The sequence below is a fragment of the Mesorhizobium sp. B4-1-3 genome (genome assembly GCF_006439355.1).
Taxonomy (GTDB): Bacteria; Pseudomonadota; Alphaproteobacteria; order Rhizobiales; family Rhizobiaceae; genus Mesorhizobium.
Map to the genome: position 1 here is coordinate 187,997 of NZ_VFTG01000005.1, position 14,708 is coordinate 202,704.

Consider the following 14,708-nt stretch of genomic DNA (forward strand, 5'->3'; position numbering starts at 1 on the left):
TAGAGGACCACCCGATGAAAGATCTTCTCGGCCTGATGGGCAAGGCGAAGGAAATGCAGGCCAAGTTCCAGGCCATGCAGGACGAGATCGCGACGCTCGAAGCCACCGGCCAGGCCGGCGGCGGCCTGGTCAGCATCACGCTGACCGGCAAGTTCGAGATGAAGACGCTGAAGATCGATCCCTCGCTCATCAAGGCGGACGAGGCCGAGATCCTTGAGGACCTGATCCTTGCCGCCCACAATGACGCCAAAAATAAGGTCGAGCAGGTGATGCAGGAGAAGACCAAGGCGTTGACGGCAGGCCTGCCGATCCCGCCCGGAATGAAATTGCCGTTCTGAGACGGTCTCCATCAGTTAATTGATTATGAATGAAAATTGAGCCCGAGCCGCAATATTAACTATTTTGCCGGCAATGCTCACGGGCTCATTTCGAGGCATTCATAAAGTTTTACCCAAGTCCAGACGTTGCTAACCATCTAGCCATCTTTTTGCCTGAAAGAGTCTCATTCTTGCCACATCTCGGGGCGGGCTGGCATCTGGACATGAGGCTTTTTTGGTGATCGCGACGCGATGGAAGACGCCGCTGCTTATCGGCATCGTCATTTCCCCCTTGCTCCTGGCCGGTTGCAGCCAGACCACTTCCTCCCATGGCATGTCGGTGTCGGGTCTGACCGAGGCCCTTACGCCGAGCTTCCTCAGCTCGCGCTCCTACAAATACTCGATGAAGGACAAGGAATGCCTGCAAAGGGCGATGTTCTTCGAGTCCAACCGGTCGAGCCGCGACGGCATGATCGCCGTCGGCACGGTCGTGATGAACCGGCTGCGCTCGGGCCAGCATGGCAACACCATCTGCGAGGTCGTCGGCGAAAGGGGCCAGTTCGCGCCCGGCGTGTTGACGCGGCCGATGAATTCGAGAGCGCTGCCCGACGTCGAGGAGGCCGCGGACGCGGTGCTGAAGGGCGAGCGCAAGGCCAAGCTCAAGAATACGATGTATTTCCACACCGCCGGCCTGCACTTCCCCTACCAGAACATGCATTACACGATGGTCGCCGGCGGCAACGCCTTCTATGAGAAGCGCGGCCGCAACTGGCAGCCGCTGCCGGACGAGCCGATGGTCGCCATGGCCTCCGACAAGCAGCAGAAAATCGACCCAACTGCTCCCGTGCTGGTGGCTTCCGCCGAGCCGGTGGTCAAGACGATTGTTCGGCAGGATCCGGCCAAGCAGGTCGCGATGAACGCGGCCGAACCGACGCTTCCTGCCAAGGCGGCAATCGTTCCGGCCGAGGAGACCTATGTGACGGCCGCTGCTGCCTCGTCGCAGAAATCCGGCCGCCTAGCGCAGAAGCCGATGGTCGTGGCGATGCAGGAGCCGATGGCCGAGCCGGACGCCTCGCGTTTCGGCGGCACGCTCAAGGGCCGCTACATCACTTCGGTGCCCAGCGCACGGCAGGAAGCGGCGATGGGCTTCCAGTCGACGCCTGAGAACACCGACGCCATCGGCGCGATGATCGTCAGCCAGGACCGGCCGCTCGAAACCAACTGAACCCGATTGCATCTGACGCAGGGCCCGCCATGGCAGCATGGCGGGCCCTGTCCTGTCGGGGCTGTTCCAAACCGCGCTGAAAAATCCTAGATCAAGGCGATGTCGAAGAGAATCGCCGGTCCGGAAATCGAACGCCTGATCCAGCTCCTGGCCAAGGTGCCGGGGCTTGGGCCGCGTTCGGCCAGGCGCGCCGCGCTTCATCTGATCAAAAAGAAGGAGCAACTGCTCGAGCCTTTGGCGGCCGCCATGGGCGAGGCGGTCGACAAGGTGCGCATCTGCTCGACCTGCGGCAATGTCGATACCTCCGACCCTTGCATGATTTGCACCGACCCGCGCCGCGACGCCGGCACGCTGATCGTCGTCGAGGATGTCTCCGACCTTTGGGCGCTGGAGCGCGCGGCGGCCATGAACGTGCGCTATCACGTGCTCGGCGGCACGCTGTCACCGCTCGACGGCATTGGTCCCGACCAGCTCAACATCCGCTCGCTGGTCGACCGCGTCGCCGGAGGCGAGGTGAAGGAAGTCATCCTTGCGGTGAACGCCACCGTCGAAGGGCAGACGACGGCGCATTACCTGACCGACCAGCTGTCTGGCTTCGAGGTCAAGGTGACGAGGCTCGCGCATGGCGTTCCGGTCGGCGGCGAGCTCGACTATCTCGACGAGGGCACGCTGGCCGCGGCGCTGCGCTCGAGGACGGCATTTTGAGATCTATGGGGGCGAGCTAGAGATGACGGTATTCCTTCGCGCCCCCCTCTGTCCTGCCGGACATCTCCCCCAGAACAGGGGAGATTGGCAGCTTCGCTCCCGACGCTCTTCCGGCAACGTTGGCGATTGGCGAAAGCCGACGCGACATCTGATCTCCCCCCAAGTGGGGGAGATGTCCGGCAGGACAGAGGGGGGCGCGACAGAACGCGGCTTTCACAAGCTTGCTCTCGCATTTCTGTTGTTCGCACTGATCTGGCTTTTCACCGCACCCTCCCACGCCGCCCCCATTGACGACCAGTTCCAGGCCTGGCTCCAAACCGACCTCTGGCCCGAAGCCAAGTCCAAGGGCATCTCGAAGAAGACCTTCGACGCCGCTTTCCTCGGCGTGAAGCCGAACCTTAAGCTGCCGGATCTTGTCATGCCCGGCGAGAAGCCGACCACGCCGCAAAAGCAGCACCAGGCCGAGTTCGGCCCGCCGGCCGACTATTTCGCCGAGAAGATCATCCGCGCCGTCACCTCGGGCGGCAGGACGCGCGAGGGCGCCAACGCCCGGGTGCTCGGGCTGATTGAGAAGCGCTACGGTGTTCCGGGCGACGTCGTGCTAGCGATCTGGGGTCGCGAGACCGGCTTCGGCGCGGCCAAGATGCCTTACGACGCCTTCGAGGTGCTGGGCACCAAGGCGTTCATGTCGACCAAGAAGGACTTCTTCCGCACCGAGGTGCTGGCCGCGCTCGAAATCGTCGAACGCGGGCTGGCGCCCGTCAATGCGATGAAATCGTCCTGGGCCGGCGCGCTCGGCCAGCCGCAATTCATGCCGACGTCGTTCCTCAAGCACGCCGTCGACTTCGATGGCGACGGCCGGCCCGACATCTGGAATTCGACTCCCGACGTGCTCGCTTCGATCGCCAACTACCTCGTCCACTATGGCTGGGTGCGGGGTCGCGGCTGGGGGACCGAGGTGACGGTACCGGCCAACGTCTCCTGCTCGCTCGAAGGACCCGATCAGGGCAAGAAGATCTCCGATTGGGTGGCGATGGGCATCCGGCGCGTCGACGGCAAGGCGTTTGCGTCGAGCGAATTGAAGGCCGAGGGTTTTCTGCTGATGCCGGCCGGACGCAGCGGCCCGGCCTTCATCGTCACGCCGAATTTCTATGTGATCAAGCAGTACAACAACAGCGATCTCTACGGCCTGTTCATCGGCCATGCCGCCGACCGCATCGCCAAGGGCGACGCCAGGTTTGCCGGCGCCTGGGGCACGGTCGGCGACCTGCATCGCTCCGACATCGCTGCTTTGCAGCGCGCGCTCGAGGCCAAGGGCTACGATGTCGGCAGCGCCGACGGCCTGCCCGGCTTTAAGACCCGCCGCTCGATCGGTGTCTGGCAGGCCAAGAACGGCAAGCCCGCCACCTGCTTTCCCGATGCGGGTTTGGTCGCGCAGCTAAAATAGCGGCTGCCTCTCAAGCCATGGACCTGGCATTTTTTTGCGGATCGGCGGCTCAAGTTAGCCGGCGCATGGGTCGACTCATGGCGGCCTGCCTGGTCCGATATGGCGTCTGGCAAAATGCCCATTGCCGGTTTGAGAGCCGCTGAATAGGGTGTTGACCAACTGGACAAAAAACACGACGGTAAGCGGTCAAAGCCGCAGCCGGCCTTGCTAAGAATAATAGAGCCCTGAGCCGGGAACTCAGGTCAACAAGACAGGGAACGATCACCATGATGCTCGAAAAGTTTGCTCTCCGCTCTCGCGCCTTGCTTGCGGGCGCCGCGCTGTCCGCGCTGCTCGTCGCGCCCGCCTTCGCGGTCACGCCCGCCGATACGCTGGTCGAGGGCTTTGCCATCGACGACATCATCTCGATGGATCCGGGCGAAGCGTTCGAGCTGTCGACGGCCGAAGTCACAGGCAACACCTATGATCTGCTGGTCCGCCTGGACCTCAGCGACACCTCCAAGGTGAAGGGTGACCTTGCCGAGAGCTGGACCGTTTCCGACGACGGCCTGACCTATACTTTCAAGCTCAAGCCGGGGATGAAATTCGCGTCCGGCAACCCGATCACCGCGGCCGATGTAGCCTATTCCTTCGAACGCGCCGTCAAGCTCGACAAGAGCCCCGCCTTCATCATCAACCAGTTCGGCATCACCGGCGACAACGTCACCGAAAAGGCCAAGGCGGTCGACGACACCACCTTCCAGTTCGTGGTCGACAAGGCCTACGCGCCGAGCTTCGTGCTGAACTGCCTGTCGGCCACCGTCGCCTCTGTCGTCGACTCGAAGCTGGTCAAGGAGCATGTCGCCGCCGTCACGCCGAGCGCCGACTACAAATGGGACAACGACTTCGGCAATGCCTGGCTGAAGACCGGCTATGCCGGGTCGGGGCCATACAAGCTGCGCGAATGGCGTGCCAACGAGGCCGTCGTGCTGGAGCGCAACGACAATTATAATGGCGAGAAGGCCAAACTCGCCCGCGTCATCTATCGCAACATGAAGGAAAGCTCGGCGCAGCGACTGGCGCTGGAAGCGGGCGACATCGACGTTGCCCGCAACCTCGAGCCGAACGACCTCGATGCTATCGCCAAGAACGCCGATCTCACCACCACCAGCGCTCCGAAGGGCACGGTCTACTACATCAGCCTCAACCAGAAGAACCCGACGCTCGCCAAGCCCGAAGTGCGCCAGGCCTTCAAATATCTGGTCGACTACGACGCGTTGAGCACCACCATCCTCAAGGGCATCGGCGAAATCCATCAATCCTTCCTGCCCAAGGGCGACCTCGGCGCCATCGACGACAATCCCTTCAAGCTCGACGTCGCCAAGGCCAAGGAGCTTCTGGCAAAGGCCGGGGTGCCTGATGGCTTCAAGGTGACGATGGATGTGCGCACCGGCCAGCCGACCACCGGCATGGCGGAGTCGATCCAGCAGACGCTCGGCCAAGCCGGCATCAAGCTGGAGATCATTCCGGGCGATGGTAAGCAGACGCTGACCAAATACCGTGCACGCAACCACGACATCTATATCGGCAACTGGGGGCAGGACTATTTCGATCCCAACTCTAACGCCCAGACTTTTGCCTCCAACCCGGACAATTCCGACAACGCCAAGATCAAAACGCTCGCCTGGCGCAATGCCTGGGACATCCCGGACCTGACCAAGGAAACCGATGCGGCATTGCTGGAAAAGGATTCAGCCAAGCGAGCCGACATGTACAAGGACCTGCAGCACAAGATCCTGGACACCAGCCCCTTCGTCATCATCCACCAGCAGTTGGAAGTGGCCGGGCTGCGCAAGAACCTCCAGGACTTCAAGCTCGGCCCGAGCTTCGACACCAACTTCGTCTGGGCGGTCTCGAAGCAATAACCCCGGGCGCGACGCGTGAGCGTAGCTGACAATCAGGCGGCGGCGGGGAGCGGCAGCGCCCGCGCCGTCGCTATTCTATCTTCGCTCGGCCGCTTTCTGGTCGTCGCGGTGACGACCTATCTCGGCCTTCTCGCGGTGACCTTCTTCATCGGCCGCGTCATCCCGATCGATCCGGTGCTGGCCGTTCTCGGCGATCGCGCGCCGACCGCCGTCGTCGAGCGCACGCGCCGCGAAATGGGCCTCGATCTGCCCTGGATCGAGCAGTTCTACATCTACGTCAAAAGCGCGCTGAGGGGCGATTTCGGCACCTCGGTGCTGACCACCAATCCGGTCATGTCCGATATCCGCCGTGTCTTTCCGGCGACCATCGAGCTCGCGACGCTGGGCACGATCATCGGCGCCGTCATCGGCGTGCCGCTCGGGGTGCTTGCCGCCGTAAAGCGCGGCAGCCTGATCGACCAGGTCGCCCGCATCGTCGGCCTTATCGGCTATTCGGTGCCGATCTTCTGGCTGGGGCTGCTCGGGCTGGTGCTGTTCTACGCCAAGCTGCAGTGGATCGCCTTTCCGGCGCGCCTCGACGTCGTCTACGAATACACCTTCACGCCGATCACCGGCTTCTATCTGCTGGATGCCGCGATCCAGGGGCAGTGGGACGTCTTCTACGACGCCTGGCGCCATATCGTCCTGCCCGCGGCGCTGCTCGGCTATCTGTCGCTCGCCTATATCAGCCGCATGACCCGCTCCTTCATGCTGAACGAGCTGGCGCAGGAATACATCGTCGCGGCGCGCGCCAAGGGACTGTCGGAACGGCACATCATCTGGGGCCACGCGCTGCGCAACGCCGCCGTGCCGATGGTGACGGTGATCGCGCTTTCCTACGCCAACCTGCTCGAAGGCTCGGTGCTGACCGAGACCGTCTTCTCTTGGCCGGGCATCGGCCTCTACATCACCAACTCGCTGCAGAACGCCGACATGAACGCCGTGCTCGGCGGCACCATCGCCATCGGCTCTGTCTTCATCGCCATCAATCTTTTCTCCGATCTGCTCTACCGGCTGCTCGATCCAAGGACCAAGACCGGATGAGCGCTGAAACGATCCAGTCTAGGCGCGCGTGGCTGCTCAGCGACCGGCCTGCCTCGCGCCTGCAGGCAAGGCTCGGCCGCGCCTATGTCGCCTGGCGGCGCTTCTCCGCCAATCGCTTGGCGCTGGTCGGCATGCTGATCATCATCGCGCTGCTGGTGGTCGCGGCCTTTGCCGATGTTCTGGCCCCCTATTCGCCGACCGTCGGCGATCTCAAGAACGCCCGCCTGCTGCCGCCTGGCGCCGCGCACTGGTTCGGCACCGACGACCTCGGCCGCGACATCTATTCGCGCATCGTCTATGGCGCGCGCTGGACGCTTTACGTGGTGATCCTCGTCGCCATCATCGCCGCGCCCATCGGCCTGCTGGTCGGCACAATTGCCGGTTATGCCGGCGGCTGGACCGACACGATCCTGATGCGCATCACCGACATCTTCCTTGCCTTCCCGAAGCTGGTGCTGGCGTTGGCTTTCGTGGCGGCGCTCGGGCCTGGCATCGAGAACGCCGTGCTGGCGATCGCCATCACCTCCTGGCCGCCTTACGCGCGCATTGCCCGCGCCGAGACGCTGACGGTGCGCAATTCCGACTACATCAAGGCGGTGCAACTGATGGGCGCCTCGCCCTTCCGCATCGTGCTGCGCCACATCATGCCGCTCTGCATCTCCTCGCTGATCATCCGCGTGACGCTGGACATGGCCGGCATCATCCTCACCGCGGCCGGCCTCGGCTTCCTCGGCCTCGGCGCGCAGCCGCCGCTACCCGAATGGGGCGCGATGATCGCCTCCGGTCGCCGCTTCATCCTCGACCAATGGTGGGTGGCGGCGGCCCCCGGTGCCGCCATCCTCATCGTCAGTCTCGGCTTCAACCTGCTCGGCGACGGCCTGCGCGACGCGCTCGACCCCCGGAGTGGCGATCAATGAGTGGCGACACGCTCCTCGAAGTCGACGACCTGCGCGTCACATTCCCGACCCGCACCGGCCTCGTGCAGGCCGTGCGCGGCGTTTCCTTCTCGCTCGGCCGCGAGCGGTTGGGCATCGTCGGCGAGAGCGGCTCCGGCAAATCGCAGACCGGCCGCGCCATCATGGGGCTGACCCCGCCGCAGGCCGAGGTGTCGGCGAAGAAGCTCGCCTTCGACGGCATCGATCTTTTGTCCATATCGCCGCGCGAGCGCCGGGCGCTGCGGGGAAACCGCATCGCCATGATTCTGCAGGACCCGAAATATTCGCTCGACCCGGTGATGACCATCGGCCGCCAGATCGTCGAAACGCTGCGCACGCACGAGAAGGTCTCCAAGGCCGAGGCGCGCGAGCGCGCTCTCGCCATGCTGCAGGCCGTGCAGATCCGCGACCCGGCGCGCGTCTTCGACCTTTACCCGCACGAGGTCTCGGGTGGCATGGGCCAGCGCGCCATGATCGCCATGATGCTGGTCACCGGACCCGAGCTGATGATCGCCGACGAGCCGACCTCGGCGCTCGACGTCACCGTGCAGCTCGACGTGCTCAAGATCCTCGACAAGCTCGTGGCCGAGCGCGGCATGGGGCTGATCTTCATCTCGCACGATCTGCGCCTGGTCTCCTCCTTCTGCGATCGCGTCGTCGTCATGTATGCCGGCAAGGTGGTCGAGCAGATCAAGGCTTCCGAATTGCGCGATGCGCAACACCCCTACACGCGCGGCCTGCTGAACTGCATGCCGAGGATCGGCTTCGAGCGCCATCCGCTGCCGGTCCTCGACCGCAAGCCGGAGTGGGCGGCATGACGGCTTTCATCACTGTCGAAGGGCTGGAAGTGGTCTTCGACCGTTTTCGCGCGCTGAAGGGCGTCAGCCTCGAGGTGAGGGAAGGAGAATCCTACGGCCTCGTCGGCGAAAGCGGTTCCGGCAAGTCGACGCTGCTCAGGGCCATCACCGGCCTTGCGCCCGTTTCCGCAGGCACCATTACCGTCAATGGCAAGACGCTCGGCAAAACCCGCGACAAGGCGTTCTATCGCGAGGTGCAGATGGTCTTTCAGGATCCTTACGGCTCGCTGCATCCGCGCCAGACGGTCGACCGCCTGCTGCAGGAGCCCCTCGCGATCCATGGCATTGCCGATGGCGAGAAGCGCATCGAGCGCGCGCTGGACGAGGTTGGGCTCGGCAAGGGCTTCCGCTTTCGTTACGCGCACCAGCTCTCCGGCGGCCAGCGCCAGCGCGTGGCGATCGCCCGTGCGCTGATCCTGGAACCTTCGATCCTCTTGCTCGACGAGCCGACCTCGGCGCTCGACGCCTCGGTGCAAGCGGAGGTGCTGAACCTGCTCGAGGAGGTTCGGCGGCGACGCAAGCTCACCTTCCTGATGGTCAGCCACGACCTCGCCATCATCACCCATATGTGCGAGCGGCTGATGGTGATGCAGAACGGCGAGGCGGTGGAAACGCTGACCGCGAGCCAATTGATCGGCCAACGCGTCAGCGAGGACTATACGCGCAACCTGCTGAGGGCGAGCGAGGGGTTTGTGAGAGCGTAGCTTCCGCGCCTCAGCTTTCCGCGACGGCGGTGACGTCTGCCTCACTGCGTTGCGTGTCTTCCGGCTCCTTGATCCGGAACCACGTCACATAGAGCGCCGGCAGGAAGAGCAGCGTGATCGCCGTGCCAGCGATGATGCCGCCCATCATCGCGTAGGCCATCGGTCCCCAGAACACCTCGCGCGCGATCGGGATCAGCGCCAGGCTGGCGGCGGCGGCAGTCAGCGCGATCGGCCGCATGCGGTGCTCGGTCGCTTCGATCACGGCCGCCCAACGGTCCTTGCCTTCGGCGACGAGGTCCTCGATCTGCACGATCAGGATGACCGAGTTGCGGATCAGGATGCCGATCAGCGCCAGCACGCCGAGGATGGCGACAAAGCCGAGCGGCGCGCCGCTGGGCACCAGCGCCGCCACCACGCCGATCAGGCCGAGCGGCGCCACCGCCACCACCAGGAAAAGGCGCTGGAAGCTCTGCAGCTGCACCATCAGGATGGTCGCCATGATGAACAGCATTAGCGGCACCACGGCCGCGATCGGGCCCTGGCTCTTGGCGCTTTCCTCGACGGAGCCCGCCGTCTCGATCGAATAGCCGGGCGGCAGCTTGGCGATGAAGGCATCGACCGAAGGCTTCAGCTCGTTGACGACGGTCGCCGGCAGCACGTCGCCGACAAGGCCGGCGCGCACGGTGATGGTTGGGATGCGGTCGCGCCGCCAGACCGTCGGCTGTTCGAGGTCGTAGCGGAAGTTGGCGACCGCCGCGAGCGGGATCGACTCGCCGTTTCCGGTCGGCAGCTGCATGTTCTGCAGCGTCTCGATCGAGCCGCGCTCGGCCTCGCGCGACCGCGCCACGACATTGATGAGATAGGTCGCGTCGCGCACCTGCGTGATCGTCGAGCCGCCCACCGTGCTGTTCAGCGCGCTGGCGATGTCGGAAGAGGTGATGCCGAGCTGGCGCGCCTTGTCCTGCAGTACGTCGACCCTCAGCACGCGCTGCGGCTCGTTCCAGTCGAAGGTCGGCGCGGCAAGCTTCGGATTGGCCGAGATCACGCCGGCAAATTGCTGCGCAAGCTCGCGCACCGTCTGGATGTCTGGACCGCCGACGCGGTACTGCACCGGCCTGCCGACCGGCGGACCGAGCTCCAGCAATTTGACGAAGGCGTCGGTGCCGACGAACTCCTCGCGCAGCAGCTTCTCCAGCGCCGGCTTCACGCGGTTGCGCGCTTCGATGCTTTTGGTGACGATGACCGTCTGGCCGAAATAGGGATTGGCCGGCTGCACGTCATAGGCGAGCACGAAGCGCACGGCGCCCTGGCCGATATAGGAGGAGAAATGGTCGATGTCGGGATTGCCGACCAGTGCCCGTTCTTCGAAGCGCTGCATCTGGTCGCGCGTCTCCGTGATCGAGGAGTTCTGCGGCAGGTTCCAGTCGACGATCAGCTCCGGCCGGTCGGACGGCGGGAAGAACTGCTGCTGGACGAGGCCGAAGCCGGCGACCGAGCCGGCGAACAGAAGCACCGTGACGATGATCGTCAGCCAATGGCGGCGCACGGAGAAGACAAGCACGCGCCGGAACAGCGCGGTGAAGCGTCCGGGCTGGTCGTGGTGCTTTTCCTTCATCGTCGCCGGCAGGATGGTGACCCCGAGCAGCGGCGCGAACAGCACCGCCACGATCCATGACACCAGCAGCGACACCGCGATGACGACGAACAGCGTGAAGGTGTATTCGCCGGCCGCGCTCGAGTTGAGGCCGATCGGGATGAAGCCGGCCACCGTCACCAGCGTTCCGGTCAGCATCGGGAAGGCGGTCGAGGTGTAGACATAGGTCGCCGCCTTTCGCAGATTGTCGCCGACCTCCAGCCGCGCCACCATCATCTCGACCGCGATCATCGCGTCGTCGACCAACAGCCCGAGCGCGATGATCAGCGCGCCGAGCGAGATGCGCTGCAGCGATATGCCGAGATATTCCATGACGGTGAAGGTGATGGCCAAAACCAGCGGGATCGACAGCGCGACGACGAAGCCGGCGCGCAATCCCAGGCTGATGAAGGAGACGGCGAGCACGATCGCGACCGCCTCGAACAGCGCCCGCGTGAAGCCCGAGACCGCTTCCTCGACGATCACCGGCTGGTCGGCGACCAGATGGACGCCGACGCCGACCGGCAGGTCGGCCAGCACCTTCTGCAACTCCTCGTGCAAGGCCTCGCCGAATTTCAGCAGATTGGCGTTGGGCTTCATGCCGATGGCAAGACCGATCGCGTCCTGGCCATTGAAGCGGAACAGTGCCGTCGGCGGGTCGACATAGCCGCGCCGGATCGTCGCCACGTCGCTCAGCCGGAAGAAGCGGTTGTTGACGCGCAGGTTGATGGCGCGCAGGCTTTCCTCTGAGGTGAACTGGCCGCCGACGCGCACGCTGATGCGCTCCGGACCGGACTGGATGACGCCGGACGGCGTGATGGCGTTCTGCGCCTGCAGGCTGGCAACGATCGCCTGCTGGTTGAGGCCGAGCGCCGCGATCTGGCGCGTCGAGAATTCGAGATAGATGGCCTCGTCCTGCGCGCCGACCAGATCGACCTTGCCGGCATTCGGCACGGTCAGGATCTTGGTGCGGACGTCCTCGACATAGTCGCGCAATTGGCGCGGCGTCAGCCCGTCGGCGGTGAAGGCGTAGATGTTGCCGTAGACGTCGCCGAACCGGTCGTTGAAGAACGGCCCCTGCACGCCTTGCGGAAACTGCGCCTTGATGTCGTTGACCATATTGCGCACCTGAAGCCAGTTCGGCACGACATCGCGCGCCTTGGTGGTGTCCTTCAGGTTGACGAAGATGACGGTCTGGCCGGCGGTAGTGACGGACCGGGTGAAGTCGAGGCTGTCCAACTCCTCGAGCTTCTTCTCGATGCGGTCGGTGACCTGCTGCACCGTCTCCTTGACCGAGGCGCCCGGCCAGTTGGCCTGGATGATCATGGTCTTGATGGTGAAAGCGGGGTCTTCCTCGCGGCCGAGATTGAGATAAGAGAAGATGCCGGCCACCACGAATACCAGCATGAAATACCAAACCAGTGAACGGTGACCGAGCGCCCAGTCGGAGAGATTGAAGCCCTTCATCAGACCCCGCCCTCCGGCACTTTGACCTTCTGGCCTTCGCTCAGACTGTGGACGCCCGCGGTGACGACGCGCATGCCAGCATCGAGCCCTCCGGCCACCGTGAAGCTGGCGCCGTTCTTCGAGGCGACCTTGATATCTCGCGTGCTCACGCTGGAGGATTGCGGATCAACGATCCAGACTTTCTCCGAGCCGTCCTTTTCGAGCAGCGCCGACATCGGCAGCTCGATCATCGGCGCGACTTTGGTCATGCGCGTCGCCGTGATCGTCGACCCCAGCCGGAATGCCGACGGCGGATTGACCAGTGTCAACCGCACGCGGCGGGTGCGCGTGGCGCCTTCCGATTGGGGCGCGACCTCGCGCAGCTTGGCGTCGGTTTTGATGGTCGGCAGCGATTGCAGGATGATTTCGAACGGCGTGCCGACGGTGAGGTCGCCGGTCAACTGGTCGGGAATGTCGACAACGGCCTCGCGCGGGTCGGTGCGCGCCACGGTGACGATCGTCTGTCCCGGCGAAACGGTCTGGCCGACTTCGGCGCCGACGGCGGTGACGACGCCGTCGAAATCTGAGAACAGGCGGGTATAGCCGAGCTGCTCCTGCGACTTGGCTAAAGCGGCATTCGCTCGCTCGACGGCGGCTTCCGCCGCCTGCCGCGCCTGTTTCGCGGCGTCGAATGTGGCTTGTGACGTATTGGCCGAGGCAAGCAACTGGCGCTGGCGATCCTCACTGGCGGCGGCGTTGATGAACTGCGCCTGCGCGTTCGACAGATCCGCTTTCGAAGCCTGGACGGCAAGCTCCAGCGCCGTCGGATCGAGGGCGGCGATTGTCGTGTCCTTGGTGACGAGGTCGCCGACCTTTACGTCGCGCGAGACGACGCGGCCGAGCAGACGGAAGGCAAGGTCGGCGCTGTATTGCGGTTCGACCGAACCGGCAAAGCCGAAGGTCTCGACGGTTTTCGGCTCGATCACCACTGACAAAACTGGCCGGATCACCTCCGGCGGCTTCTCTTCCGAGCGCGAGCAGGCGGCGAGCGCCACGAGGATCAGCAGGGGGGCGATACGCGGGACCCGCTTCATTGCTTCGTCCCCGCCACTTCGATCGTCTGTCCAGGGCTCAGCAACTGTCCGCCGGCAGTGACGACGCTCTGGCCTTCCTGCAAGCCCTTGTCGACTACGACGACGCCCGAATCGAAGGCGAGCACCTCAACCGGCATCGACGTCACGGCCTTGCTTGACGGGTCGACGATCCAGACGGCGGGCTTGCCGCCGGTCGAGGTCAGCGCCTGCCAGGGCAGCAATATGGCTTTGACCGACTTGGCGCTGACCGTGCCGATCACAGCCGCGCCCAGCGGCATGCCGGTCGGCGTGTCCGGGATGCCGACCTTGACCCGGATCGAACCCGACCGGGTATCGACCGCCGGCGAGATCTCGCGCACCTTGCCGACCGCGCGCACCTGCGGGTCCGACAGCAGCGTGATCATCACCGCGGGCGACGGCGGCGTCTGGGCAACCAGGGTCTCGTGCACGTTGAACACCGCATCGCGGTCGCCGTCCTCGGCGATGGTGAACACGGTCTGCGCCGCCTGCACCACCTGCCCGGCCTCGACTTGGCGCGCCGTGATGACGCCGGCGGCGCCTGCCTTGAGCTCGGTGTAGGACAGGTTTTCCTTGGCGTTGGCCAGTGCGCTTTGCGCTGCGTCGACGCTGCCTTGCGACACCTTCAGCGTCTGGTTGGCGGTATCGAACTCCCGCCTTGTGGTGAAGCCCCGGGCCAGCAGCGTCTTCTGCCGCTCATAGGTGACCGCGGCCTGGGTGAGCTGTGCTTGCGCGGCGTCGAGATCGGCCTGGGCCGAGCGCAGATCCGATTCCTGTTCCTGAGGATCGATGCGGGCGAGCACCGCGCCCTGGTCGACATGCTGGCCGACATCGACCAGACGCTCGGCGACGCGACCGCCGACGCGGAACGACAGATTGTTGAGCGTGCGGGCAGCGATGACGCCGGTCAGCGAGGTCCGTGGCGCGTAGTCGGCAAGGGCGACCGTTTGCGTCGTCACCACCACCGGAAGCTTCTTTTCGGCCGCCCGCTGCTTCTGGCAGCCGGCGGCCGCAGCGCCGGCGAAGGCCAGCAGCAGCAAGGTTTTTGGACGAAAAAGAAGGCGGAGCGGCGAAGACGGCAAGGCGGACGGTGTCGCGTTCCTGCTCATGGTTCCCCTTCGACCCGTGGGAGCCGCTCCTGACGGCGGCACGTCGCGGATGAAATGAGATTAATCGATCGGCTGGAAAAGGAAACCATCTCCGAGGCGCGTATCGCCGGGCTGGTTAAGAACCGTCTGCTCTCTAGGCAGGCCCAATCGACTGGGCCAATGTGCCAACTTGAGGAAAACATGAAATAAGGTCAGAAGGATTTCGATCAACGGAACGGGTGCGATCCCGAA

Annotated in this window: 12 protein-coding genes; 9 read left to right on the forward strand and 3 right to left on the reverse strand. The window is 64.5% G+C overall.

Annotation, left to right across the window (positions count from 1 at the left end; translation table 11 throughout):
• The first annotated feature begins 14 nt into the window (after positions 1–14).
• The 9 genes from FJW06_RS09730 (at position 15) to FJW06_RS09770 (ending at position 9,177) form a co-directional block, all read left to right on the forward strand.
• A complete protein-coding gene (locus tag FJW06_RS09730; RefSeq protein WP_140687599.1) occupies positions 15–338 on the forward strand; it encodes a YbaB/EbfC family nucleoid-associated protein in 324 nt (107 codons plus the stop codon).
• Between the two features lie 217 nt (positions 339–555).
• The gene (locus tag FJW06_RS09735) at positions 556–1,542 is read left to right on the forward strand and encodes a cell wall hydrolase (protein ID WP_140750984.1); all 987 of its coding nucleotides are present in this window, start codon (positions 556–558) and stop codon (positions 1,540–1,542) included.
• A 99-nt stretch (positions 1,543–1,641) separates the two neighbouring features.
• Positions 1,642–2,247, forward strand: coding sequence for a recombination mediator RecR (gene recR / locus FJW06_RS09740; RefSeq protein ID WP_040985994.1), 606 nt, complete (start codon positions 1,642–1,644; stop codon positions 2,245–2,247).
• Between the two features lie 172 nt (positions 2,248–2,419).
• Complete coding sequence (locus FJW06_RS09745) at positions 2,420–3,694, forward strand: lytic murein transglycosylase (RefSeq protein ID WP_140751152.1); 1,275 nt, start codon at positions 2,420–2,422, stop codon at positions 3,692–3,694.
• Between the two features lie 266 nt (positions 3,695–3,960).
• On the forward strand, positions 3,961–5,598 hold the full coding sequence (locus tag FJW06_RS09750) for an ABC transporter substrate-binding protein (RefSeq protein ID WP_140750986.1): 1,638 nt from the start codon (positions 3,961–3,963) through the stop codon (positions 5,596–5,598).
• Positions 5,599–5,613: 15 nt separating this feature from the next.
• On the forward strand, positions 5,614–6,681 hold the full coding sequence (locus tag FJW06_RS09755) for an ABC transporter permease (protein ID WP_140750988.1): 1,068 nt from the start codon (positions 5,614–5,616) through the stop codon (positions 6,679–6,681).
• A complete protein-coding gene (gene nikC, locus FJW06_RS09760) occupies positions 6,678–7,598 on the forward strand; it encodes a nickel transporter permease (RefSeq protein ID WP_140750990.1) in 921 nt (306 codons plus the stop codon). The genes FJW06_RS09755 and nikC overlap by 4 nt, the downstream gene beginning before the upstream one ends.
• The gene (locus FJW06_RS09765; protein ID WP_140750992.1) at positions 7,595–8,434 is read left to right on the forward strand and encodes an ABC transporter ATP-binding protein; all 840 of its coding nucleotides are present in this window, start codon (positions 7,595–7,597) and stop codon (positions 8,432–8,434) included. Before nikC ends, FJW06_RS09765 begins: the two co-directional genes overlap by 4 nt.
• The gene (locus FJW06_RS09770) at positions 8,431–9,177 is read left to right on the forward strand and encodes an ABC transporter ATP-binding protein (protein ID WP_140750994.1); all 747 of its coding nucleotides are present in this window, start codon (positions 8,431–8,433) and stop codon (positions 9,175–9,177) included. The genes FJW06_RS09765 and FJW06_RS09770 overlap by 4 nt, the downstream gene beginning before the upstream one ends.
• 10 nt (positions 9,178–9,187) lie before the next feature.
• On the opposite strand, the gene FJW06_RS09775 is transcribed toward FJW06_RS09770, so the two are convergent.
• Genes FJW06_RS09775 through FJW06_RS09785 form a run of 3 tightly spaced genes read right to left on the reverse strand, consistent with a single transcriptional unit; the run spans position 9,188 to position 14,408 of the window.
• Positions 9,188–12,277 carry an efflux RND transporter permease subunit gene (locus tag FJW06_RS09775; RefSeq protein WP_140750996.1) on the reverse strand — a complete coding sequence of 1,030 codons (3,090 nt, stop codon included), beginning with the start codon at positions 12,275–12,277 and terminating at the stop codon, positions 9,188–9,190.
• On the reverse strand, positions 12,277–13,350 hold the full coding sequence (locus tag FJW06_RS09780) for an efflux RND transporter periplasmic adaptor subunit (RefSeq protein ID WP_140750998.1): 1,074 nt from the start codon (positions 13,348–13,350) through the stop codon (positions 12,277–12,279). Before FJW06_RS09780 ends, FJW06_RS09775 begins: the two co-directional genes overlap by 1 nt.
• Complete coding sequence (locus tag FJW06_RS09785) at positions 13,347–14,408, reverse strand: efflux RND transporter periplasmic adaptor subunit (protein WP_246674569.1); 1,062 nt, start codon at positions 14,406–14,408, stop codon at positions 13,347–13,349. The genes FJW06_RS09780 and FJW06_RS09785 overlap by 4 nt, the downstream gene beginning before the upstream one ends.
• Positions 14,409–14,708: the final 300 nt, after the last annotated feature.